At 43.8% G+C, this 23478-nt stretch carries 22 protein-coding genes and 1 rRNA gene; 10 read left to right on the top strand and 13 right to left on the bottom strand.

Annotated features, from left to right (window positions below; genetic code table 11):
- Positions 1–4 precede the first annotated feature (4 nt).
- From mnhG to NFU07_RS15430, 8 genes are all read right to left on the bottom strand, one after another.
- Positions 5–400: a monovalent cation/H(+) antiporter subunit G gene (gene mnhG / locus NFU07_RS15465; protein WP_251479666.1), complete on the bottom strand. Its 396-nt coding sequence runs from the start codon at positions 398–400 to the stop codon at positions 5–7.
- A complete protein-coding gene (locus NFU07_RS15460; protein ID WP_235198792.1) occupies positions 348–629 on the bottom strand; it encodes a Na(+)/H(+) antiporter subunit F1 in 282 nt (93 codons plus the stop codon). The genes mnhG and NFU07_RS15460 overlap by 53 nt, the downstream gene beginning before the upstream one ends.
- A complete protein-coding gene (locus tag NFU07_RS15455) occupies positions 626–1105 on the bottom strand; it encodes a Na+/H+ antiporter subunit E (RefSeq protein ID WP_251479663.1) in 480 nt (159 codons plus the stop codon). Before NFU07_RS15455 ends, NFU07_RS15460 begins: the two co-directional genes overlap by 4 nt.
- Before the next feature lie 6 nt (positions 1106–1111).
- The gene (locus tag NFU07_RS15450) at positions 1112–2593 is read right to left on the bottom strand and encodes a Na+/H+ antiporter subunit D (protein ID WP_251479660.1); all 1482 of its coding nucleotides are present in this window, start codon (positions 2591–2593) and stop codon (positions 1112–1114) included.
- The gene (locus tag NFU07_RS15445; protein WP_251479657.1) at positions 2586–2933 is read right to left on the bottom strand and encodes a Na(+)/H(+) antiporter subunit C; all 348 of its coding nucleotides are present in this window, start codon (positions 2931–2933) and stop codon (positions 2586–2588) included. Before NFU07_RS15445 ends, NFU07_RS15450 begins: the two co-directional genes overlap by 8 nt.
- Positions 2933–3355 (bottom strand): Na(+)/H(+) antiporter subunit B, encoded by a 423-nt coding sequence (locus NFU07_RS15440; RefSeq protein ID WP_235198795.1) that lies wholly within the window; start codon positions 3353–3355, stop codon positions 2933–2935. Before NFU07_RS15440 ends, NFU07_RS15445 begins: the two co-directional genes overlap by 1 nt.
- The gene (locus tag NFU07_RS15435; protein ID WP_251479653.1) at positions 3342–5759 is read right to left on the bottom strand and encodes a Na+/H+ antiporter subunit A; all 2418 of its coding nucleotides are present in this window, start codon (positions 5757–5759) and stop codon (positions 3342–3344) included. The genes NFU07_RS15440 and NFU07_RS15435 overlap by 14 nt, the downstream gene beginning before the upstream one ends.
- A gap of 227 nt (positions 5760–5986) precedes the next feature.
- Complete coding sequence (locus NFU07_RS15430) at positions 5987–7216, bottom strand: MFS transporter (RefSeq protein ID WP_251479650.1); 1230 nt, start codon at positions 7214–7216, stop codon at positions 5987–5989.
- Between the two features lie 132 nt (positions 7217–7348).
- On the opposite strand from NFU07_RS15430, the gene NFU07_RS15425 reads away from it, so the two are divergent.
- A complete protein-coding gene (locus NFU07_RS15425; protein ID WP_285835972.1) occupies positions 7349–8071 on the top strand; it encodes a peptidylprolyl isomerase in 723 nt (240 codons plus the stop codon).
- A 93-nt stretch (positions 8072–8164) separates the two neighbouring features.
- Positions 8165–8425 (top strand): DUF1871 family protein, encoded by a 261-nt coding sequence (locus NFU07_RS15420; protein WP_251479645.1) that lies wholly within the window; start codon positions 8165–8167, stop codon positions 8423–8425.
- Positions 8426–8464: 39 nt separating this feature from the next.
- Here NFU07_RS15420 and NFU07_RS15415 read toward each other — a convergent pair whose 3' ends face one another.
- The gene (locus NFU07_RS15415) at positions 8465–8680 is read right to left on the bottom strand and encodes a helix-turn-helix domain-containing protein (RefSeq protein WP_235198798.1); all 216 of its coding nucleotides are present in this window, start codon (positions 8678–8680) and stop codon (positions 8465–8467) included.
- Between the two features lie 103 nt (positions 8681–8783).
- Positions 8784–10118: a sodium-dependent transporter gene (locus NFU07_RS15410; protein WP_251479641.1), complete on the bottom strand. Its 1335-nt coding sequence runs from the start codon at positions 10116–10118 to the stop codon at positions 8784–8786.
- Between the two features lie 151 nt (positions 10119–10269).
- Here NFU07_RS15410 and NFU07_RS15405 point away from each other — a divergent pair, with 151 nt between their 5' ends.
- Together NFU07_RS15405 and yugI are read left to right on the top strand one after the other, a co-directional pair.
- Entirely contained in the window at positions 10270–12885 is a 2616-nt protein-coding gene (locus NFU07_RS15405) for a hypothetical protein (RefSeq protein WP_251479638.1), read from the top strand.
- Positions 12886–12973: 88 nt separating this feature from the next.
- A complete protein-coding gene (gene yugI / locus NFU07_RS15400) occupies positions 12974–13348 on the top strand; it encodes a S1 domain-containing post-transcriptional regulator GSP13 (RefSeq protein ID WP_235198801.1) in 375 nt (124 codons plus the stop codon).
- A 49-nt stretch (positions 13349–13397) separates the two neighbouring features.
- On the opposite strand, the gene NFU07_RS15395 is transcribed toward yugI, so the two are convergent.
- On the bottom strand, positions 13398–14711 hold the full coding sequence (locus NFU07_RS15395; RefSeq protein ID WP_251479635.1) for an AAA-type ATPase lid domain-containing protein: 1314 nt from the start codon (positions 14709–14711) through the stop codon (positions 13398–13400).
- Between the two features lie 139 nt (positions 14712–14850).
- Between NFU07_RS15395 and pruA the strand changes: the two genes are divergently transcribed.
- The 4 genes from pruA to NFU07_RS15375 all read left to right on the top strand — a co-directional run bounded on the left by pruA (position 14851) and on the right by NFU07_RS15375 (position 20269).
- Positions 14851–16395, top strand: a complete 1545-nt coding sequence (pruA, locus tag NFU07_RS15390) for an L-glutamate gamma-semialdehyde dehydrogenase (protein ID WP_251479631.1) — start codon at positions 14851–14853, stop codon at positions 16393–16395.
- Between the two features lie 79 nt (positions 16396–16474).
- A complete protein-coding gene (locus tag NFU07_RS15385) occupies positions 16475–17668 on the top strand; it encodes an ornithine--oxo-acid transaminase (protein ID WP_251479628.1) in 1194 nt (397 codons plus the stop codon).
- Between the two features lie 83 nt (positions 17669–17751).
- A complete protein-coding gene (locus NFU07_RS15380; protein ID WP_251479625.1) occupies positions 17752–18996 on the top strand; it encodes a Glu/Leu/Phe/Val family dehydrogenase in 1245 nt (414 codons plus the stop codon).
- A gap of 109 nt (positions 18997–19105) precedes the next feature.
- Positions 19106–20269: an iron-containing alcohol dehydrogenase gene (locus tag NFU07_RS15375; RefSeq protein ID WP_251479622.1), complete on the top strand. Its 1164-nt coding sequence runs from the start codon at positions 19106–19108 to the stop codon at positions 20267–20269.
- A 39-nt stretch (positions 20270–20308) separates the two neighbouring features.
- On the opposite strand, the gene NFU07_RS15370 is transcribed toward NFU07_RS15375, so the two are convergent.
- Positions 20309–21310, bottom strand: a complete 1002-nt coding sequence (locus tag NFU07_RS15370; RefSeq protein WP_251479618.1) for a cation diffusion facilitator family transporter — start codon at positions 21308–21310, stop codon at positions 20309–20311.
- 12 nt (positions 21311–21322) lie between these two features.
- Complete coding sequence (locus tag NFU07_RS15365; RefSeq protein WP_251479615.1) at positions 21323–22051, bottom strand: MgtC/SapB family protein; 729 nt, start codon at positions 22049–22051, stop codon at positions 21323–21325.
- Between the two features lie 103 nt (positions 22052–22154).
- Between NFU07_RS15365 and NFU07_RS15360 the strand changes: the two genes are divergently transcribed.
- Both NFU07_RS15360 and NFU07_RS15355 read left to right on the top strand, forming a co-directional pair.
- Positions 22155–23057: a DMT family transporter gene (locus tag NFU07_RS15360; RefSeq protein WP_251479612.1), complete on the top strand. Its 903-nt coding sequence runs from the start codon at positions 22155–22157 to the stop codon at positions 23055–23057.
- Between the two features lie 323 nt (positions 23058–23380).
- Positions 23381–23478: ribosomal RNA gene (locus NFU07_RS15355) — 16S ribosomal RNA — on the top strand; the annotation flags it as partial.

Below are 23478 nucleotides of genomic sequence, written 5' to 3'. Positions count from 1 at the left end.
GTTTTTAGTGTTGCTGTTTTTTCTTTGCAACTGCGTCTTTCATATCATCACGTACCGTTTCTTCAGCTAACTTGATGCCGGACATATACGATGCGCGTCCGATCAAATGGCCAGCTACTGGAGAAGTGATGAACAGGAAAATGATCGCAATGATCAGCTGGGAGTTAAAATGATCTTCAATCAACCAAAAGTGGATGAACGTTCCGCCTAGTATACACATGACACCAAGTGTAGAGCTTTTAGAAGCCGCGTGCGTCCGTGTATACACATCAGGAAGGCGGACAAGCCCAAGCGCCGTGACAGCACTGAAAATGACGCCTGTGCTGATCAGAATAATAATGAGGATATTAGCGATTGTCGTTTCGATCGAAAATCTCTCCTCTCTCAATGAATTTCGCAAAAGCGGTCGTGCCGATAAACGACAAGATGCTTAACAGCAAGATGATTTCCAAAAAGAATTCGGTGCCGATGATGAGCGACAGCAACCCAATAATGGAGACTAAAGCTACACCAAGGGCATCCAGTGCGACAACTCGGTCTGCTACCGTCGGGCCTTTGACAAGCCGGTATAAGAGCCCGACAAAAGCACAGCTGATGACAATCAGGGCAATCCAGTAAAACATCATCATGGCCGGCTCACCTCCATAATTGCGCGTTCAAATGTGTTCTTGATCGAGGAAACAGCTTCATCGATGTCTTCAAAATCAATAGCGTGGATGTATAATTTTTTCTGTTCATCGGAAATGCCGATGACCAGCGTACCGGGCGTCAACGTGATCAATGCTGAAAGCAAGGTAACTTCCCAGTCTTCTTTTAATTGAGTTTCAAGTTCGAAAACTGCTGGCCGGATATTCATGCGAGGCCGAATCACCAATCTGAAAACTGAAATACTGGACATCAATAACTCTTTCAAGAAAAGGAAGAAGAGCGAGATTACTGCCCAAATTCTTAGAAGATACAAGCGATGGCTGAAGAATCGCCGCATTAAAATCACGAGAAGCAGCCCGACCAAAAAGCCGATTGCGAAACCTGTAGGCGAGAAGGAGTTCGTCATGAACATCCAAACGCCTGCCAGGAAGAAATTAAGTAAAATTTGCAAAGCCATCGTCATCTACTCCTTTAATACCGCATCTATATAGATGGATGGATTTAGTAGAACTTCTCCTGCTCCTTTGATGAGGGGCATGAACATTTCCGCACCCACTCCAAGAATGACGGTTAATCCTACAAGGATGACAGCAGGGATGAACATTTGGTAATAGCTGCGTTTTTTCAGCGGAACGGTTTGCACGGGCTCGCCCCAGAAGGCGTAAATGAAAATTCGGATCACACTTAACAGCACAAGCAAGCTTGTCGCAAGCACGACAATGCTGCCCCAGAACTGCGGGCCTTCAAATCCGCCTTGGACAATCAATAGTTTGCCGGGGAATCCGCTAAGCGGTGGAATGCCGGCAAGTCCGAAAGCGGCGATAAGATAGACCCAACCAAGGACGGGATAAGTCTTCATCAATCCGCCCATTTCCCGCAGGTTGGAAGTGCCGAATAGGACAGCAACAATTCCTATTAGGAAGAATAACGCTGCTTTGATCAGCATGTCATGGATGAGGTAGAAAATGGAACCCTCAATCCCTGCTTCATTCATCTGCGCTACACCGAACAAAATGACCCCTACAGCGATGATGATGTTATAAATGATGATTTTCTTGACATCGAAATAGGCAAGGGCGCCAACGCATCCTGCGAGAATCGTCAAGATGGCGATGATGCCGAGCAATTCATGCGTAAAAGCTATGTTCATGGTGAAGAACAAAGTATATGTACGGATGATCGCATATACACCGACCTTTGTCAGTAAAGCTCCAAACAACGCAAGTACAGGAATCGGCGGTGCATGGTAAGCACCCGGTAGCCAGAAATAAAGCGGGAAGATAGCTGCTTTAAATCCGAAGACCACGAGGAACATCACAGCAATTACTGTCAAAATGCCGGTAGCCTCGATTTGAGGAATCTTTGCAGCCAAGTCGGCCATATTAAGAGTCCCGGTTACTGAGTACAGATAAGCAACTCCAGCAACAAATAAGGCAGAAGAAATGATGTTCACCAAAAGGTATTTAATGGATTCCCGCAATTGCGGTTTTTCGCCGCCATGAACGATTAACATATAGGACGCCATGAGCAGTACTTCGAAGAATACGAACAAGTTAAATATATCGCCTGTCGTGAATGCTCCGTTGACTCCAACCAATAAAAACAGGACAGCTGGATAATAGAAAGATTTTTCCCGTTCAATTCCAATTGTCGGCATGCTGTAAAAAATGACGAACAAAGTGATGACTGTCGCACTGAGTACAAGTAGTACAGACAGCAAATCTGATACCATCGTTATGCCGAACGGCGCATCCCAACTGCCTAGAGTGACCGCTTGGACACCATCAGCCTTCACTTTGAAAAGAAGGAACAGCACCGAAATCAAAGTAGCGACAGCAGCGGCAGCTGCAATGATGCGCTGCAGGCTAATGTTTTTCGGAAAGAATAACAAGATGGCAGCAAATAACAAGGGAATTAAAATCGGAAACAGAAGTAAATTAATCATTGTCTTCAGTTCCTCTCATTAAATTCATGTTATCGGTGCCGAGTTCCTGATATGCCCGGTAAGCGAGCACCAGGAAAAACGAAGTTACAGCAAAAGAAATAACGATTGCTGTCAATATCAAGGCTTGAGGCAATGGATCTACATAGTCGCTGACGCTGACGCCGTCTGCAACGACTGGCGGAGCAGTTCCGCCAAGCCCGCCCATCGTCAAAATCAAGAGGTGGGCGCCGTGGCTAAGAAGGCCGGTTCCGATAATGATGCGGATCAGACTTTTAGAAAGCATTAAGTAGACCGCGGCCATAAAAAGAAAGCCGATGACAAAAGACATAATAATTTCCATTATTCATCCTCTCCAATCGTTTGAATAATGGTCATCGTAACTCCAACAACAACCAGATAGACACCTAGATCGAATAATGCAGCTGAATGCAGAGACGTTTTGCCGAACAACGGCAAGTCAAAATAGTCATAAGCATGGGTAAAGAAAGGCACGTTAAAGAAAATAGAAGCTCCTGCTGTTGCGACCGCAATTAGTAAACCGATCGCAGTCAGCATCACGTAATTGACCGGAATGATTTTCTTCACCGTTTCAATATCAAAGGCCAGCATCAGAAGGACAATGGCACTGGCTGTCAGCAAGCCGCCGACAAACCCGCCGCCTGGTGTGTAGTGGCCAGCAAAAAAGATATGGACCGCAAACATCAAGATGATGAACGTCACAACTTTTGTCACGGTTTTTAACATCACATCATTTGTTCTCATGTTGGCCCTCCTTTTTCGTTAAACGGAGTTTGATCATCGTAATAATCCCGATACCGGCGATGCCAAGAACAGCAATTTCAAATAGCGTATCAAACCCACGGTAATCGACAAGGATGACGTTGACGATATTTCCGCCGCCTGCTTCCGTATAGACAGTTTCCTTATAAAATTCGGAAATGGAAGGCAGGATTTTCTGGGAATGGGCGGATAAAGCAACGAGAGTCATGGTGACGCCGACTCCTAAAGCGATTAAGCCGTTGCCGACTTTAAAGCGTATACGCTCTTCTTTTTTGCTTGATTTTGGCAAATGGTAGAACGCTAACAGGAACAATGCTACTGAAATCGTTTCAATAACCAATTGCGTCAACGCCAAATCCGGTGCCCGGAAAATAACGAAGAACAAAGCAACGGAATAACCGACAGCGCCGAGAGCGATGATGGCTGTTAGTCTTGATTTAGCGGCCAAAATCGTAATGGTCCCACCGACTAAAGCAAGTACGATGACGATTTCATAAAATCCAATCGGAGCTAAGTCCGATAGGTCGAATGCGAAAGCTTCATTCAAGACCAAAGTACTGAGAACAATCAAGATGAAGAATCCGAACATATAAACAAGGTAAGAACGGATGAATCCCGTCATATAGACGGCTGAAAAACGATTGGCCCCGCCGTCGCTCAAATACATAAGATTATCGTATAGGCGGTTGAGCGAGACTTTATCCGGAAAGGCATCATAGGAGCGCTGCCATTTGCGGAGCGTCCAGAACATCAATCCGCCGATGATGAAGATTCCAATGGTCATCGCCAGTTCCGGTGTGATGCTTCCGTGCCATGCAGCTACATGCACATGGACGTCAGACGGCGAATCATACAAGAAAGGTTGGATCGCCGCGACCGCTGGATTCACAATCCATTTACCGACAAAGTTCGGAATGAAGAAAATCGTGATGACCAAAACGGCTAAAATAGCAGGGGAAATCAACATGCCGATTGGCGCTTCGTGTGCTTTTTTCGGCAATTCTTCCGGCTTGTGTTTGCCGGCGAACGTATGGAAAACAAAATAGAAACTGTAGATGAACGTAAACACGCTGGCAATCCATGCCACTACCGGGAATAACAATCCCCAAGCGTCCATGGAGAATAAATCAAATTCAGTAATGGCAAGCATCGCTGTTAAGAACATTTCCTTACTGAGGAATCCGCCGAAAAGTGGAATTCCGGCCATCGAAAATGAACCAATCATCGCGATCGTAAAGCTGATCGGCATCAAACTCATCAAACCGCCGAGCTTACGTATATCGCGTGTGCCTGTTTCGTGGTCGACAATTCCGGCGATCATGAAGAGGCTGCCTTTGAACACGGCATGGTTGACCAAATGGAAAATGGCAGCGAATCCAGCATACTTGAAGACGGTCTCAGCGGCATTATCTACATGGAAGCCCATAGCGGAAGCGCCGAGAAGGCTCATGATCAACCCGAGCTGTGAAACAGTGGAGAACGCCAATATTCCTTTTAAGTCTTTCTGTTTCAACGCGAAGAACGATCCCCAGAACAGCGTGAACAACCCGACGCCGGTAACCAGCCAAATCCAAGTTCCAGAAACAGCGAAAATCGGAGTGAAGCGGGCGACCAGATAAAGGCCGGCTTTAACCATGGTTGCTGAGTGGAGATACGCACTGACAGGCGTCGGCGCTTCCATCGCATCCGGCAACCAGATATAGAATGGGAATTGCGCTGATTTCGTAAAGGCTCCAAGTAAAATCAAGACCAAAGCCCAAACAAAGAACTCATGATTTGCAAGTTCCGGAGCTTGGGAAATCAGCTCCCGTATCGAATAAGTATTGCCCATAATACTCAGCAGCACAAATCCTCCGAGCATCATCAAGCCGCCAAATACAGTGATCATCATCGACTTCAACGCCCCAAAACGCGAACGGTCCCGGGTATACCAGTAGCCGATCAGTAAGAACGAGGAAATCGAAGTAAGTTCCCAGAAAAGATAAAGGGAAATCACATGATCCGATTGGACAACGCCAAGCATTGCTGTCATGAACATCAGCAAATAGACGTAAAAATTATGTAACTGTTCGCGTTTCTTATCCAAATAAAAAATGGAATACAAAACGACAAGAGCTCCTATTCCGCTGATCAAAAGCGAGAACAGAAGGCTTAACCCATCTATATAGGCCACAATGGCAAGATCAATCGAAGGGATCCAACTCAACTCTGAAACAAGCATACCGCCTTCAAGCGTCGTTGGCAGCAGCGTTAAATAGTAGATGAACAGAACCACTGGAACAATCAAGACAAACCAACCCGTATGGATGCGTCCGAGTTTTTTAAATAACAGCGGAATGAACAAGGCTGCAATCAATGGTAAAAAAATCAAAAACACAAGTGACAAATGAATCCTCCTTTCAAGCGCATTCATGATGAGTTTCTAGAGAAATTATAACGTACATAGCCAGATTTTGCACCGTTGCACATTTGTGCGCCTGTAAAAGAAGCAGAAATTCCAAAGCTTTAGAAATAGGAAGAAACTCAATTAAGAAAAATTTGTGAAAACGTATAGAAAACAAAAAAAGCAGTAATTTCTTGAGAGAAATCACTGCTTTATTCTGCTGAATTTGTTTATGTGGATTTCAGTTCCTGCTCGAGCAAAACGTCTTCGAAATCCTGTTCCGGTTTGGATGTCGTATATTTCAAGAAGAAGAACGACACGAGGAACAGGATGCCGGTGACCACAAAGACAGCCGGAATGCCGATGAACCCGCTGACGACCCCGCCAAACATCGGACCGACGATATTGCCAAGGAATCGGAAGCTCGTGTTATAACCCATAACTTCCCCTTGAATCTCAATCGGTGCTTCACGCCGCATCAATGCAGTAGTTGTCGGAATCATGCCGCCGACAGCAATACCAAACAACAGGCGCAAAATCATCAATTGCCAAAGCTCAGTGACGAAAGCCTGAGGAATGATAAAGACACAGGCGAGAATCAGCAGGAAAGTCAAAACGCGTTCGTAGCCGATCTGATCCCCGAGCCGTCCCCAGCGCCGCGCAAAAAGCAAATTCCCGACACCGGTTGCACTAAAAGTGATCCCTGCAAGCAAAGCGACATTCGTACTGTCCGTCAAATGGGAAACGTATAAAGACAATAAAGGCTGAATACTAAAGTTCCCGATTTGAATAAGTGAAGTGATGATCATCACGTTAAAGAGCAGCCGGTGATTTAAAATTCCCTGTACAATGGTTTTTCTGGCATAGACATGGGCATTCTTTTTCTTCACTTTTTTAACTTCCTTCAACCCGACTGCGACAATCAATGCAGCGAGCCCAATTACGCCGGAAGTGATAACGAAAGTGTAGATAAAGCCGAATGTATCTGCCATCAATCCGCCGATAACCGGACCGAAAAGTGTTCCGGAAACACTGCCCATCTGAAGAGTGCCGAGCGTTTTGCCGGCGGTTTCCTTCGCTGTCTGCGAACTCACAAAGGCGAGGGAAGTCGGGATGAATCCGGTAACCAATCCCATAAATAGACGGATAAAAAACAATTGCGGCACTGAATCAGCCGTACCCATGAGGAAAATGCTGATTGCAATACCGAACCCGTTGATGATCAATATAGGTTTGTAGCCGTATTTGTCGGCAATCCGTCCCCAAATCGGTGACATGATCAAAGCGGCGACAAACGTGACCCCGAAAACCAGCCCAGCCCATCGCTGCACATACTCTTCGGTGAAATTGCCCATCGATTCAATATAGAGGGAAAGGAAAGGCATAATCATAGTGGTGCTTCCAGCTACAAGGAAATTGGAAAACATAATAATGAAAAAGTTCTTTTTTTGTGTATCCATTCAGTGAACCCCTTCTTTCTGAACCACTCATCTACCTCTTATTATATATTATTTCGCCTTACGAAAAAAGTAAGGTGAACTGTGGATGAATTCGGAAAAATCTTGTGATAAACTAGAGCGGGGTGAATCGAGATGAAAATGAAAATCGCATTATTGATTTTATTGGCCGCCGTATTAACGGCTTGTTCGAGCGGAGGAGAAACGGCCAAGCAAAAGGAAGAACCAAAAGAAGCTGAAACGTCTTCTGACACTGCTTCTGAATCGCAAGAAGAAGTGGAATTGCCGCAGCTTTCCAACGAAGTGGCTGAAGGCGAAGCATTGGTGGAAATGAAAACATCGATGGGAACAATGAAAATCAAACTTTTCCCGGAACATGCACCAAAAGCGGTTGAGAACTTTTTGACGCATGCCGAAGAAGGCTATTACGAAGGCATCACGTTCCACCGTGTCATGAATGAATTCATGATTCAAGGGGGTGACCCGACTGGCACTGGCGGTGGAGGTGAAAGCATTTACGGAGAGAACTTTGAAGATGAATTCAGTAAAAACCTTTATAATTTCAGAGGCGCTTTGTCTATGGCGAACGCTGGACCTGGCACAAATGGAAGCCAGTTCTTCATTGTTCAAGCCACTGCTGCTGACCCTAATGCCTTCAACGAAATCCATACGGATCAAATCAGGAAAGCATACGAAGAGTTGGGGGGCACGCCTTGGCTTGATGGAAAGCATACTGTCTTTGGCCAAGTGATCGAAGGATTGGAAACCGTGGACGCCATAGCGGCAGTTGAAACGGCAGAAGCTGACAAACCAGTTGAAGATGTCATTATCGAGTCTATCGAAGTTCTAGAGCAATGAGTGGAAAGGGAGCTGGAATGGCCAGCTTCCTTTTCTTTTTTAGGCATTGTGCTATTATAGCTTGTAATACTATAGAAATGTCAGGTGAAAAAGATGGGTATGAGTGAAATGAACCGAAAAGCTGTGAGAGTCTTGGAAGAATGGGATCCTTTTGCCATCGGGGAAGAGCGGTACGGCGTAGAGATCGGCAATGTTGTGGACCAATTGCAAGTATTGGACCATCCTTCCGATTTGGCCAAGCAAATCCAAAGCATCTATGAAGTCTCTTATGAGAAATGGATTCCTTTGGAAAAATGCGTGGATATTTCATACAAGCTCTTGGCGTTGAAATACGAAGCGAAATGCATCATCTAAAGAAAAAAGCTTTCGGCAAAACTTTGCCGAAAGCTTTTTTTATTTTGCTGTTGTTAAACCGTCTGTCAAATTGGAAGACGGAACTTCAAGAGCATTTGAGAGTTTCAAAATTGTTTGGAGCGAAGGCACTTCTTCTCCGGACTCATAAGCTTGGAGGCGAGCAACGCCGACTCTTGCTTTTAAAGCCAGTTCATCAAGTGTTAAATTACGCTCTTCACGCAAAAATGTTAATTGAGCAGCTAAATCTTTTTTCATAGTGAAACACTCCTTTGCATGGTGATACTTTCCTATATGAAAATAATACCATATTCTTTTTATTTCGCTAGGCGAATATTATGGCATTTTACAGACAATTCGTTTAGAAAGCGTCAATAATCCCTTGGATAAAGACGATTACGATGGCGATTGGAGCTACATATCTGACAAGAATCGTCCAGATATTCACCCATGTCGACGCTCCGCCAAGTTCTGCTTGAACATCGGTTTTCTTCAGAACATAGCCGGCGAACAATGAAATGAACAGCGCGCCGAGCGGCAAGCCGATTTTACTGGTCAGCACATCGACAAAGTCAAAGAAGGTATAGCCGAATAGAAACGGATCGGACATCACGCCGAATGACAAGGCACTTGGAATCCCGACTAGGAAAATCATTAATCCGTAAAGCCAAGCAATTTTCCGGCGGCGTTCGTATTTGTTTTTCACGCCGATGGAAACAACAATCTCAAGCATCGAGATGGAAGACGTCAAAGTAGCAAATAGCATCAAGATAAAGAAAATGATGATTAAGAATTCACCCATGAACAGCTGATCGAAAATCGCTGGCAAGATGATGAATACCAGTCCTGGCCCTTGGTCAGGAGAATAGCCTAATGCGAAGACAGCTGGGAAAATGATCAATCCCGCCATGATGGAAATAATGATGTTCAACGAAACCACACTCATCGCTGAACGCGTTAAATTTTCCGATTTCGATAAATATGACGCATACGTGATCATACCAGCCACACCAACGCTAAGCGAGAAAAAAGCTTGGCCTAAAGCCGTCAAAGCGGTATCAAAATTAAAGAAAGACCAGTCTGGCACAAACATGAATTCGACGCCGGCCATGGCTCCGTCCAACGTAAGGGAGCGGACCATCAAAACGACAAAGAAAATCAATAGGGCCGGCATCATCACTTTGCTGGCACGTTCAATTCCCGCTTGGATGCCGCCTTGGACAATCCAGATCGTCAATAGCATAAACGCAGCTTGTGCGAGGAGAACCTCAAGCGGATTGCCGATAATGCCATTAAACAAGTCGGCAAATGCGTTGTCTCCAAGATTGGATAATTGCAATAATAGCGCGCGGCCGAGGTAAGACAGAATCCATCCGCCAACCACACTGTAGAACGACAAGATCATGAAAGAGAAGAAGAAGCCGGACCAGCCGATCAAAAACCACTTTTTGCCGGGAGCCTGTTTTTTCAGCCCTGTAACGGCATCTGCTTGTCCACGTCGGCCAATCACAAATTCTGCAAGCAGGATAGGGAGACCGATGGCAATTGTACTGACGATAAACATTAAAATAAAGACACTGCCGCCGTTTGATCCGGTTTCATAAGGGAATTTCCAGATTGCTCCTAAACCGATCGCGCTGCCGGCAGCAGCTAAAATAAAGCCGAGCTTTGAAGTCCATTGTTCGCGTTTTTCCATTTCTTCACTCCTATAATGTATAGATTTTTTCATTCTACACGAGGTCCATTGAAAAAAATAGAGATATTTCAAATCACAGGTTATTTATCGTGTATACTAAACAGAAAAAGGAAAAGATTGAATATTCCTTTAATGCAAGGGGCGGAATCACTTGAGAGAGGAAGAATTATTTCGAGAAGCGCAGACAGGCGACAAAGCGTCTTTTGGGGAATGGTGCAGGAATCAAGGGTCAAGTATTGGGCAATTCGGCTATCAAAACGGCGTGCCATCAGATAGACTGGCTCACTACCAAGAAGCGGCCTATCGAGCATTTGGAAAACAACTTTCGGAAATCGAGATTGAACAAGCCGAAATGATCTTATACGGACAGGCTATTGCTCTTTTAAATGAATATTCAGAGGAGCAGGCGGCTTTTGAAACAGAAAAACTGCTGCGTTTCGAGGAAGATCTAGAAACGCATCACGCGATCCAACAATTGTCGAAAACCAGAAGAGTGATTTTCACCTTATTTTATTTTCATCACAAGAACAAAGAAGAACTGGCGTTATTGACTGGCCGCGACTCGGAGGAAATCGATGATGAACTGGCTATAGCGGTAGAAAGTTTGACAACTGCTTTACAGTTGGAAAGCAATAGCCAAACAGAGAAAAGAATTGAGTTCGTGGGAAAATCGTATAGCCGCATCCAGACCGTTTTAGAAGAGGAGGATTTGCTAAGCGGCGAGCCGGAAGAAAAACCCGAGCTTTCAAAAAAGACGGGTGTCCGGAACACAGTCCCAAACAAGAAAGTAGCTGCGCTGCTCGTAGCAGCGGGCTTGTTTCTAACGGGAGTAATCGGCGCCTCATTTATGTTGAATGATGAAAATCCAAAAGTCACCGCTTCAGCAGATGAAGATGGCGAGAAAATCACAAGAGAATTGATAGAGGACTGGCGTGCCAAGTATAAAGAAGTGCGAAAAACGGCGCCTGAGCGAATGGGCATCCAGCAGGAAGTCTTCGACCAATTCGGCTATGTCAAAGAAGCCGATGCAAAATTGAAGCGCATTTTAAGTGATAAGAACATCAAGAAGATGAAGAATGACCCTGAAATATTGGAGAAGGAAATGAACAAGGCTTTAATAAGCATTGAGACTCCTCGGGGAATGGTTGCCAGTTTGAGCGGGATTGTTTTGCCATCGGAAGAATCCCAGGAATTCTTGCATGAGTATGCGCTGAAAACGAAAGAAATCATGGGTGTCATTGACACGGTTCTTCTTGCGCATCAGGAAGAGTTGGCAGAAATGAAATTCGAGGGGGAGCTTTCCCCTGAAAAATTGATGGGCAACCAGAAAAAAATGCCGGAGGAACTTCAGCGTTTGCTAGGCGGGATCCATGAACAAGGCTTGATGATCTCCGCACATCCGTATGAAGCGCAGTTTATTTCGCGGCGCAATATGGAGACCCTTTTCTCGAATGAAGTGCTAAATATGGATTTCTACACGAATGAGTATTCTCGTTTATTGCAAAATGAACCGTATTTTGATGAACAAGGTTTGTTGGTCGAGGCCGAATTTATGCCCTATGTATTGAATACAATGGAATTAGCTTTAATTGAATCGGAAAATTATTCGCGCTTGTATTTGGAGTTTGAATACATTTTCCAGCACAGTTTTTGGCTGATGGTGAAAGGGTCGGATGCAGATCCGATATTCGACAGCAAAGGCGTCGTCCATGAAAAATACCAGACGGCTTGGAAAGAAATGATGATTCAGTCCGGAAATCCGCTGATTTATACGCTTTTGCCGATTGTCGAAGAGATGGAAGCGAGCGGGTGGACCAAATCTGAAAGTTACGACGCTTTGGCTTATACCGATATCGTTCAGGCACTTTACTTGGAGAAAGAACAGAAACTGGCTGAGAAAATGCCGAACGGGGATGTAAAAGTAGATCATCGGATGGTGGATCTAGCGAATTTTGATTTTTCCGAGACCGAAAAACGGTATAAGGCATTTTCAAAAAACCATGATGCGGCCTTATTGGAAAATGTAGAGCCGCTCGATATTTTATTCCTCTATTATTATGCGAATAAACTTGAAGACAAAGAAACAATGTGGCATTTGACCGCTGAGAATGGATTGAAGCCTGGAAAAGAACAATTCTTGTCCCAATGGAGAAAGCAGCCCGATATTTTTGAAAATGTCAGATGGGTGGAAACGGCGAAAGACGGTGTAGGACGAGAAGGACGTACGTTATTTTTGTATCCGAGTATGAGTTATGGCATGCAAGGCATGATCAGTGAGCCTACGCCCAAATTGATCATGGAAGAAAACCATACGTGGCTGGTTGAAAACCAGATGATTGAATCATATGTGCTTGAAGAAGAGCCGGAGTATCGAGCGAGAGTAAAAGCTTTGTATGAAAAATTCGCAAGTGGCTTTGACCAGGATATGCTCGAGACGCTGACAGCAGGGGAGATTTCCGGAATGTTCTTCTACGCAAGAGAAGTGGAGGACTATGCAGCGATGCAACAGCTATCGGAAGAAGATGTGGTAGCGATGGACAGTGATTATTTCATGGAACAATTAAAAACAAGAGCCGTCCCGAAATTATCGGAGATTAGCCGATTGCTGTTCTCAAGCGAAACTTTGCATTACGACCTCAATTTGCGGCCTTCCGGCAGAATTCAATATGAATTGAAAGAAACAGGTGCAGAATACATGATGGGCAATGGCCACGCCTTGTTCAAAACAGACAAAGGATGGCGTATTGGCAACATGGATATGTACTGATTTTACTCTACCGCCTATGTTGTGCTATAATATACAGATGCCAATAGGTGTATAGGATAATTTAGATAAGACTAGGAGCGGGTAGAACATGACAAAAACATATCAAACAGGAGACACAGTCTCAGGAAAAGTAACAGGAATCCAGCCATACGGTGCATTTGTAGCGCTTGACGAGCAAACACAAGGCTTGGTTCACATTTCAGAAATCACTCACGGCTACGTAAAAGAAGTCAGCGAATATCTTTCAGTTGGCCAAGAAGTAGACGTAAAAGTTTTGGAAGTTGATGAAAAATCTAAAAAAATCAGCTTGTCAATCCGCGCATTGCAAGAGCAGCCACCAGCAGCTCAACGCAGCGAAAAACCAAAGCAATCTCTTCAGTCGCACGTGAATGAAAATGATTCAGAAGGATTCAACTCATTGAAAGACAAAATGCAAGAGTGGATCAAACGTTCTGGACAATAATTAAAATGGAGCCGGCTGTAAAGCCGACACAAAAAAACGAAGCGCAAGGTTATCCTTGCGCTTCGTTTTTTTTGATTTTCCGGAGCCGATATTGTAGGTTTTGCCGGCTCATGCCGAGTGCAGCCGCCGCTTTCGTGACATTGCCCTGGTGCAAGTCCATCGCTTTTTGAAGGTAGTAGATCTCCGCTTCCAGCAAATAATCATCCAGCGGCAACAACTCTTTTCCAGAATGGAGGATGAAATCCTCGGGAGTGGCTGAACCGTTTCGTTGGGCTTTCACTTTAAAATGCTGCGGCAGCAGCTGGTACGTTATTTTTTCTTGAGTGGTCAAAAGGGAAGTCGCTTCATCCAAAATCAGTTCGAGCTCTTTTAAATTGCCTGGCCAGTCGTACGATAAAAACAATTCTTCCACTTCATCGTCAAGGCCTGACACAATCGATCCGAAATGCATCCGGTGGCGTGATAGATAGTCTTCGACGAAAGGCACGATGTCTTCTTTCCGATTGCGCAGGGGTTCCAATTGAATCGTCATGGCGGAAAAGAAATAATACAACTCTTTCAGCAATTTTTCCGAACTGATGAGTTCTACCGGATCTTCACCGACACTGGCAATGAAATAAGTGTCTTTGGCAGAGTGGGACTTGGCCATTTTCAATAAATGCTCTTGAAGAGGCAGGGAAAGAAGGTCGATCCGTTCACAGTAAATCGTGCCGCTGGAATGTTCCTCTAAGTCGAATCCAAGGCGATCAATCATTTCCTGGTCCGTGCCGTGGCAATACAAAGTGTGCAGCGGCCCTTCAGAAGATGAAGCGAAGTGGATAGCTTCCGCAATCAACTCTTTTCCGGTCCCTGCTTCACCGATTAAAAGTACCGGCAATTTGATCATGGCCGCTTTTTCAGCCGTGTCAATAACTTGCTGCATGCTATCAGATATGGCTGAAATGCTATTGAAGGTAATCGGCTCTTCGTATTTTTTCAACGGCTGATAAACCGCTTTTTCAAGCGTAGTTACGTCTTGGGAAATCTCAATTGCACCAACCAATTGATCTTGATCAACAACTGGGTATGTATCATTGATGGTCGTGATTTCCTGTCCTTTTCGATTCCAGTAGGTCTGTTTTCGATTGAAAACCGGCATGCCGCTTTGCAGAACTTGTAGCAGCGTACTCTCATGCTGGTCAAACCGGAACATTTCAAGCAACGAACGATCGGCTAACTCTTCAAAATCAAACCCTTCAATTTCTTTCATTTTATCATTGTATAAGATGGTTTTTCCTTTGGTGTCAATGGCATGAATGCCGACTGCCACACGTTCAACAGCGAATTGATAAAACAAGGAAAGATTCTTTTCTGACGCGTCCAAGTTCTTCACTCCAAAATTATTTTGACTTTATTCGTTAAAATACTTGAAAAATGCAATTATCTTTTGCATTATTATAAGTATAAACTGTTTGCAAGTGCAAATTTTTTTTGCGCTTAAACAAATTTCAAGGAGGATTCACATGATTCCCTATAAACACGAACCATTTACTGATTTTTCACAAGAAGAAAACCGCAACGCGTACCTCGAAGGGTTAAAGACAGTTGAAGCTTATCTTGGGCAAGACTATCCATTAATCATCGGCGGCGAACGTGTTACGACTGAAGATAAAATCGTTTCATTCAATCCTGCGGACAAAGAAGAAATCATTGGCCGTGTTTCTAAATCAAATAAAGAGTTAGCTGAAAAAGCGATGCAAAGTGCGCTTGAAGCTTTTAAATCATGGAAAAAAGTGAAGCCTGAAGTGCGTGCAGATGTACTATTCAAAGCAGCAGCGATCATTCGCCGCCGCAAGCATGAATTCTCTGCACTTTTGACAAAAGAAGCCGGAAAGCCTTGGAACGAAGCAGATGCCGATACAGCTGAAGCCATCGACTTCCTGGAATACTACGGCCGTCAAATGCTCCGTCTAAAAGACGGCATGCCAGTGGAAAGCCGTCCGGGTGAATACAACCGCTATGACTACATTCCACTAGGAGTCGGCGTTGTCATTTCACCATGGAACTTTGCATTTGCGATCATGGCAGGGACAACGGTTGCAGCTATGGTTACAGGAAATACAGTTCTATTAAAACCTGCTTCAACAACTCCAATCGTTGCGTATAAATTCATCGAAGTCCTTGAAGAAGCAGGCATGCCTGCAGGTGTAGTCAACTACATCCCAGGACCAGGCGGAGAAGTTGGAGATTACTTGGTTGATCATCCGAAAACTCGCTTTATCTCGTTCACGGGATCACGTGCAGTCGGTCTTCGCATCGCTGAACGTTCAGCTAAAGTGAATGAAGGGCAAATCTGGATCAAACGATTAATCGCTGAAATGGGTGGTAAAGATACAATGGTCGTTGATAAAGAAGCAGATCTTGAACTGGCTGCTCAAACGATTGTAAAATCAGCCTTCGGATTCAGTGGACAAAAATGTTCAGCAGCTTCACGTGCAGTAATCGTTGAGGATGTATACGATACAGTGCTTGAGCGCGTTATCGAGTTGACGAAAGAATTGACAATCGGTAATCCAGTTGAGCAATCGAACTTCATGGGACCGGTTATCGACGCAGCGGCATTCAAGAAAATCACTGATTACATCGAAATCGGAAAAGAGGAAGGCCGTTTAGTAGCGGGCGGAACTGGCGATGATTCAACAGGCTACTTCGTGAACCCGACAGTCTTCGCAGATTTGGATCCGAACTCACGCATTATGCAAGAAGAAATCTTCGGACCGGTCATCGGAATTTCAAAAGCGAAAGATTTTGATCATGCGCTTGAAATTGCCAACAACACGGAATACGGCTTGACTGGAGCGGTCATCACGAACAACCGCGAACATTTGGAGCAAGCGCGTGAAGAATTCCATGTCGGAAACCTTTACTTCAACCGCGGCTGTACAGGCGCGATCGTTGGATACCAGCCATTCGGTGGATTCAATATGTCAGGGACTGACTCTAAAGCAGGCGGCCCGGATTATTTAACACTTCATTTGCAAGCAAAAACTACATCTGAAATGTTATAATCATTCCGTTAATGTTATAATTATTCAATGAAAAGGCAGACTGATCGTCTGCCTTTTTTAAAAATAAGGAGGAATTGACATGACTAAGACGCAAACAATCATCGAAACTACTGAAAAATACGGTGCCAACAACTATCATCCACTGCCAATCGTCATCACAGAAGCACAAGGTGTATGGGTAAAAGATCCAGAAGGCAATAAATTCATGGACATGCTTTCTGCATACTCTGCAGTAAACCAAGGCCACCGCCATCCGAAAATCATTCAAGCATTGAAAGATCAAGCAGATCGTGTAACGTTAACTTCACGTGCTTTCCACAATGATATGCTGGCTCCATGGTATGAAATGATTTGCAATATTTCTGGAAAAGAAATGGCTTTACCAATGAATACGGGAGCAGAAGCGGTCGAAACAGCATTTAAAGCAGCTCGTCGCTGGGCTTATGATGTTAAAGGTGTAGAAGATGGGCAAGCGGAGATCATTGCATGCAATGGAAACTTCCATGGCCGTACAATGACAGCGGTATCACTATCTTCTGATCCTGAATACCGCAGAGGGTTCGGACCAATGCTGCCGGGCATCAATTTGATTCCTTTCGGAGACCTTGAAGCCTTAAAAAATGCAATTACACCAAACACGGCTGCATTCTTGATCGAACCGATCCAAGGCGAAGCAGGAATCATTATGCCAGAAGAAGGCTTTTTGAAAGCAGCAAGAGAACTTTGCCGTGAAAATAACGTCCTATTCATTGCTGATGAAATTCAATGCGGCCTTGCGCGTACAGGCAAAATGTTCGCATGTGAATGGGAAGATGTAAATCCGGACATATACATACTTGGAAAAGCGCTTGGCGGCGGTGTATTCCCGATCTCGTGTGTAGTGGCTGACAGCGATATTCTTGGTGTATTCAACCCGGGCTCGCACGGCTCTACATTCGGCGGCAACCCGCTTGCTTGTGCAGTATCGATTGCCTCAATGGAAGTGCTTCAAGAAGAAAACTTGGCACAGCGTTCTCTTGAACTTGGAGAATATTTCATGGAAAAACTTCGTGAAATCGAACATCCTTCTATTAAAGAAGTACGCGGCCGCGGATTATTCATCGGCATGGAATTGACAGAAGAAGCTCGCCCATATTGCGAGCAGCTAAAAGAGCTAGGTTTATTATGCAAAGAAACGCATGATACGGTTATTCGTTTTGCGCCGCCTTTGGTTATTTCGAAAGAGGATTTGGAATGGGCGATTGAACGCATTCAAAAAGTATTTGCAAAATAACAACTACCTAGCAAATGCAAAGTCAATTATGTTACACTAGTGGCGGAGTAATTACTATAAATATAAAGAGGCGAATTAAAACAATGGCTGAAAACCTGAACTTGTTGACGTCAACGCAGAACGTTATTAAAACTGCATTGGATAAACTCGGATACGAAGAATCGATGTACGAACTTCTTAAGGAACCGATGCGAATTATGGAAGTGCGCATTCCGGTTCGAATGGATGACGGAAATGTAAAAGTATTCACTGGATTCCGTGCGCAGCATAATGATGCAGTAGGACCGACAAAAGGCGGAGTGCGTTTCCACCCGGAAGTGAACCGTGAAGAAGTTATGGCATTGTCTATGTGGATGACGCTTAAATGCGGTATTGTAGATTTACCTTATGGCGGCGGTAAAGGCGGTATCATCTGTGATCCACGTGAAATGTCTATGTACGAAATCGAGAAATTGAGCCGCGGCTATGTAAGAGCGATCAGTCAGATTGTTGGACCGAACAAAGACATTCCAGCGCCGGATGTATTTACAAATTCTCAAATCATGGCATGGATGTTTGATGAGTACAGCAAAATCGATGAATTCAATTCACCTGGTTTCATTACCGGTAAACCGATTGTCCTAGGTGGTTCTCAAGGCCGGGATAAAGCGACTGCTCAAGGTGTAACCATTGTTATTAATGAAGCTGCTAAAAAACGCGGTTTGAATATGAAAGGCGCTCGTGTTGTTATCCAAGGTTTCGGCAACGCTGGAAGCTTCCTTGCGAAATTCTTGCACGATGCAGGAGCAAAAGTAGTCGGCATTTCGGATGCATACGGCGCTTTGCATGACCCAGATGGTTTGGATATCGATTATCTACTGGATCGCCGCGATAGTTTCGGTACCGTAACTACGTTATTCGACAACACCATTTCAAACAAAGAGTTGTTTGAGTTGGATTGCGATATCATCGTTCCAGCTGCAATCTCTAATCAGATTACTGCTGAAAACGCACCGAACATCAAAGCTTCAATTGTAGTTGAAGCGGCTAACGGTCCGACAACTGCAGAAGCTACAAAGATTTTAACAGATAGAGGCATCCTTTTAGTTCCAGATGTATTAGCAAGTGCTGGTGGAGTTACGGTTTCTTACTTCGAATGGGTACAGAATAATCAAGGGTATTACTGGTCTCAAGAAGAAGTTGACGAAAAGCTCAACAAAAAGCTGGTTGATGCATTTGAAAACGTCTATAACGTTGCAACTACGCGAAATATCGATATGCGACTTGCCGCTTATATGGTAGGTGCCCGCAGAACTGCAGAAGCTGCACGCTTCCGTGGTTGGGTTTAAAAAGAAAAATGGCCGCTCCCGGAATTTCGGGGAGCGGCTTTTTGGTGCATAATTTTTGCGTTTTCCTTTTCCTATCGACATAATAGTAATGGAAAAGGAGGTTAAAAAAATGAATTCATTTTCTTTCTATAACCCAGTAAAACTAATATTCGGCAAAGGCCAACTCGAAGCACTTAAAACTGAGTTGCCAAATTATGGTAAAAAGGTTTTGTTAGTCTACGGTGGTGGCAGCATCAAAAAGAACGGTCTTTATGATGAAGTGATCGATACCTTAAATCAAGCAGGTCTTGAAATCTTCGAACTAAGCGGGGTAGAGCCAAACCCACGTATTACAACGGCTCGTAAAGGCATTGAAATCTGCAAAAAAGAGAACATCGATGTCCTGTTGGCAGTTGGAGGCGGTTCAGTTATTGACTGCACGAAGCTGATTGCATGCGGAGCTACATATGAAGGGGATGCATGGGACTTTGTTTCCCGTAAAGCCCAGCCAGAAGGCGCTTTGCCTTTCGGAACGGTATTGACGATTGCTGCAACAGGTTCCGAAATGAACGCAGGATCTGTTATTACCAATGAAGAAACACAAGAAAAATACGGCTGGGGAAGCCCGTTTTCATTCCCGAAATTTTCAATACTGGATCCAACTTATACATTATCGGTTCCAGAAAACCACACAGTCTATGGTATTGTTGACATGATGTCGCATATTTTCGAGCAGTATTTCAATAATGCATCGAATATACCGGTTCAGGACCGGATGTGTGAAGGGGTATTAAAAGCGGTTATTGAAACGGCACCAAAGCTGATGGAAGACCTTCAAAGCTATGAACACCGTGAAACGATCATGTTCGCAGGAACGATTGCGCTGAACAAATTCCTTGAAATGGGTTACCGAGGAGACTGGGGATCGCATAATATCGAACATGCGGTATCTGCAGTTTACGATATTCCACATGCAGGTGGACTTGCAATCTTATTCCCACAATGGATGCGCCATAATGCAAAAGGAAATCCAAGCAAATTTGCACAATTGGCAGTCCGTGTGTTTGAAGTGGACCCTGAGGGGAAGACGGAAGAAGCGATCGCTTTCGAAGGGATCGACCGTCTCCAGGATTTCTGGACTTCATTAGGAGCTCCGACAAAACTGGATTATTACGGCATAGACGATTCAAAAATCGACTTAATGGCCGAAAAAGCAATGATCTATGGTGAATTCGGCAACTTCGCTAAACTAAATGGCGAAGACGTCAAACAAATATTACAAGCTTCACTGTAAGCATAAAAAAAGACCAGGCAATTAGCGCCTGGTCTTTTTTTATGCTTTTGGTTCTCTAAGCGGCGGCAATGATTCAGGGCGTGTGCTCAAATGTTTCCAATGGGTTTCTCCATCGTCTGCATCGAATGTAACGAGGACATCGTCGACGCTTGGCTGGCTCAAGATAAGCTGTGCTAATAAATCCTGCAACTCGTCTGCTTCTTTAATCGACAACTCAGGATCAATTTCAATCTTCGTTTCAACATGCAGAAATTCGCCTTCTTTTACAACTTCAAGTTCCTTAATATCACGTACACCTGAATGATCTGATAATACGTGAGCAATGTGGTTCACCATTTGCTGATCGGATTCCCCAATCGCGCCACGGGCATTTTCAAGGAATACCGTCATTACCACATAAAACATCATAAGTCCGATCGCGATGGATGCAGCACCTTCAATTGCAAGGAAACCGGTAAAATGTGCAATCAGTACTGCGATTAATGCGAGAACGCCGCCGCCTGTTGCAACCAAATCTTCCATAAATACAAGTTTAGTAGCAGGTTTTGCTCGGTTTAAATGAGCAAAGCTTGTAGTGATCGGCGCCATAATGCCGCCTTTAACTCCAGATTCATGCAAAACTTCTTTCCCTGCTTTATACAAAACTGCGAATTCAAGTATAACTGCTATCGATAAGACCACAACACTAATGATAAATCCTTCCGCTTCAACAGGATGAGTCAATTGATGCCAACCTTCCACAATCGTTTCATAAGCCATGATCCCAACAATCAGCACAGCTCCAAGAAGTACCAGGTTTAAAAGTCTGCCAAATCCATTAGGAAATCTTTTAGTCGGCGCTTTTTTGGATAAGGCGGAGCCGATGAAAACAAAATATTGGTTAGCTGCGTCTCCGATCGAATGCATCGTTTCAGCGAACATCGCCACATTTCCCGTGAAGAAAAATGCGACGCCTTTCATGATTGCGATTAATGTATTCATCACCGCAGCAAGTAAGGAAGGCCTATTGCCTCCTTTTAATAACTTAAAAAATTCACCCATTCAAATTCCTCCTCAGCTAATCAATTCAATTTCTACTTTTTCAACATGTTTAATTTTCAAGATTCTTTCATATAAAGCAATTGTCTCGGTCTCTTGGAGAAAAGAAGCGCGTATCGCCACTTCGTGGCAAGGGAAATTTTCTTCCCTATGTTGAAAGAGAGACATTGCTTCTATAATGACACCTTCTGATGTTATTTCTTTGACCGCCTCATCGATATGAGACGAATCAGAAATAAAAATTTTGATATTCGCTTCAATCAAGCGCAGTCGCTTTGGCCCGAATCTAAAGAGAAGGGGAGGAACTATCTCGATTCCGATTAGAATAATCAGTACCGAAAAGGCTGCTTCTACGTAAAAACCCGCAGCTACAGCGATGCCAATACCGCCAGCACCCCAGATCATCGCAGCAGTTGTTAAACCGGAAATAGAATCATTGCCGCGTTTTAAAATAACACCAGCTCCAAGAAAACCGATTCCTGAAACAATTTGAGCAGCCAGACGAAGCGGATCCATCGTAATATTTACATTAGCGTACTCGCTTCCTTCTGCAAGATATGCAGATTCAATTGAAATGATGGTCAGCAAACAACTAAATGTTGCAATGACGATACTTGTCTTTAACCCAACAGGTTTTCTTTTCAACTCTCGCTCAAGTCCTATTACTAAACTTAGGAGTGCAGCTATCAGTAGTTTGACGAAAGTTTCAAAGGAAGCGATAGGCAGGAAGGTGAAAAAATCCATAACAGCACTCCTTTCAAATGATGGTTGATAAAGAAAGGGGGACATGTCACACTATTTAAAGTGTGAAAACCTTACATAAGCAACTTAGAGAAGAGGCGTCTATATGGAAAAACCAGTTGTTCATCCTTTTATCCCGATTATCATTGGTGTATTCTCTGTCGCGTTATCAGCAATTTTTGTAAAAATGACTTCTGCCGATTCTGGAGTTACTGCTTTTTATCGAATGCTTTTCTCAATTCTTATAATGAGTCCAGTGTTCTTTATGAAATATACCCAAGAAATCAAGAAGCTAAGCAAAAGAGATTGGGCATTCACTTCGATAGCAGGTATTTTTTTAGCGTTTCACTTCATTTTATGGTTTGAATCGTTGAATTATACATCTGTCGCGAGTTCAACAGTGCTTGTAACATTGCAGCCGTTATTCGCATTTGCCGGAACGTATTTCTTTTTTAAAGAGAAACTATCAATTAAAACGCTCGTTTCAGGATTAATCGCTGTACTTGGAAGTGTATTAATTGGCTATGGTGATTTTAAAATTAGCGGTTCTGCTTTATATGGAGATATCTTAGCTTTAATTGCCTGTGCGTTAATTACAGGTTATCTGCTGTTTGGTCAAGATGTACGCCAAAGATTGTCGTTGATTACTTATACTTTTGTTGTTTATAGCTTTAGTACAATAACATTGTTCTTCTATATAATTGCAAAAGGAGAATCTTTTGGTCCGTATCCTGCTTCAGAATGGATGTGGTTTTTACTTTTAGCGATCATTCCTAATTTACTTGGGCATACATTATTCAATTGGTCTTTAAGATGGGTAAGTACAAATGTCATTTCAATCGCAATTCTTTTTGAGCCTGTAGGAGCTGCTATATTAGCTTATTTCATACTTGGAGAGCTATTAAGTTCCTCTCAGATCATAGGAGGAACAGTGGTGTTATGCGGCATAATCCTGTTCGTTGCAGACTATGGGAAAATAAAATCATTCTTTTTTAAAAAAAGGGGTTGATTTTCTGCGCTCGGCGGTTTATATTTATATATGTCCTTAAGACGACCGAAAAAATATTTTAAAATAGTATTGACAGCAAGTTGGACCTAAGGTATATTAATAAAGTCGCCAATGAGTGCGGCAAAACATGAACCTTGAAAACTGAACAGCAAAACGTCAACGAATACTCGATACGAGCGTTTATCGCGAGTACGAGAATTTGCGAAGGCTGCGCAAGCAGTCGAGCAAAAGATTACTGATCAGGCTTTAGCCAGATCAAAGCGAATCGTGCGTCTTTTTTAAAAGGCGGCGATGCGCCAGCATTGAGCAATCAATACTACTCTATAATGGAGAGTTTGATCCTGGCTCAGGACGAACGCTGGCGGCGTGCCTAATACATGCAAGTCGAGCGGAACACTTGGAGCTTGCTCCAAGCGTTTAG

The organism is Planococcus sp. NCCP-2050 (genome assembly GCF_023708025.1).
In the GTDB taxonomy this organism is placed as follows: Bacteria; Bacillota; Bacilli; order Bacillales_A; family Planococcaceae; genus Planococcus.
Note: the sequence above shows the minus strand (reverse complement) of the source record. Positions and strands in the feature narration are given on the sequence as shown.

Excerpts from the sequence above, each read along its gene's own strand:
- NFU07_RS15430 (WP_251479650.1), bottom strand. The coding sequence starts at position 7,216 with ATGGATACACAAAAAAAGAACTTTTTCATTATTATGTTTTCCAATTTC.
- NFU07_RS15410 (WP_251479641.1), bottom strand. The coding sequence starts at position 10,118 with ATGGAAAAACGCGAACAATGGACTTCAAAGCTCGGCTTTATTTTAGCT.
- NFU07_RS15370 (WP_251479618.1), bottom strand. The coding sequence starts at position 21,310 with ATGGGTGAATTTTTTAAGTTATTAAAAGGAGGCAATAGGCCTTCCTTA.
- NFU07_RS15450 (WP_251479660.1), bottom strand. The coding sequence starts at position 2,593 with ATGATTAATTTACTTCTGTTTCCGATTTTAATTCCCTTGTTATTTGCT.
- NFU07_RS15415 (WP_235198798.1), bottom strand. The coding sequence starts at position 8,680 with ATGAAAAAAGATTTAGCTGCTCAATTAACATTTTTGCGTGAAGAGCGT.
- NFU07_RS15440 (WP_235198795.1), bottom strand. The coding sequence starts at position 3,355 with ATGAGAACAAATGATGTGATGTTAAAAACCGTGACAAAAGTTGTGACG.
- NFU07_RS15360 (WP_251479612.1), top strand. The coding sequence starts at position 22,155 with ATGGAAAAACCAGTTGTTCATCCTTTTATCCCGATTATCATTGGTGTA.
- NFU07_RS15385 (WP_251479628.1), top strand. The coding sequence starts at position 16,475 with ATGACTAAGACGCAAACAATCATCGAAACTACTGAAAAATACGGTGCC.
- NFU07_RS15425 (WP_285835972.1), top strand. The coding sequence starts at position 7,349 with ATGAAAATGAAAATCGCATTATTGATTTTATTGGCCGCCGTATTAACG.
- NFU07_RS15420 (WP_251479645.1), top strand. The coding sequence starts at position 8,165 with ATGGGTATGAGTGAAATGAACCGAAAAGCTGTGAGAGTCTTGGAAGAA.
- NFU07_RS15455 (WP_251479663.1), bottom strand. The coding sequence starts at position 1,105 with ATGGCTTTGCAAATTTTACTTAATTTCTTCCTGGCAGGCGTTTGGATG.
- NFU07_RS15445 (WP_251479657.1), bottom strand. The coding sequence starts at position 2,933 with ATGGAAATTATTATGTCTTTTGTCATCGGCTTTCTTTTTATGGCCGCG.
- NFU07_RS15375 (WP_251479622.1), top strand. The coding sequence starts at position 19,106 with ATGAATTCATTTTCTTTCTATAACCCAGTAAAACTAATATTCGGCAAA.
- NFU07_RS15380 (WP_251479625.1), top strand. The coding sequence starts at position 17,752 with ATGGCTGAAAACCTGAACTTGTTGACGTCAACGCAGAACGTTATTAAA.
- NFU07_RS15460 (WP_235198792.1), bottom strand. The coding sequence starts at position 629 with ATGATGATGTTTTACTGGATTGCCCTGATTGTCATCAGCTGTGCTTTT.
- NFU07_RS15365 (WP_251479615.1), bottom strand. The coding sequence starts at position 22,051 with ATGGATTTTTTCACCTTCCTGCCTATCGCTTCCTTTGAAACTTTCGTC.
- pruA (WP_251479631.1), top strand. The coding sequence starts at position 14,851 with ATGATTCCCTATAAACACGAACCATTTACTGATTTTTCACAAGAAGAA.
- yugI (WP_235198801.1), top strand. The coding sequence starts at position 12,974 with ATGACAAAAACATATCAAACAGGAGACACAGTCTCAGGAAAAGTAACA.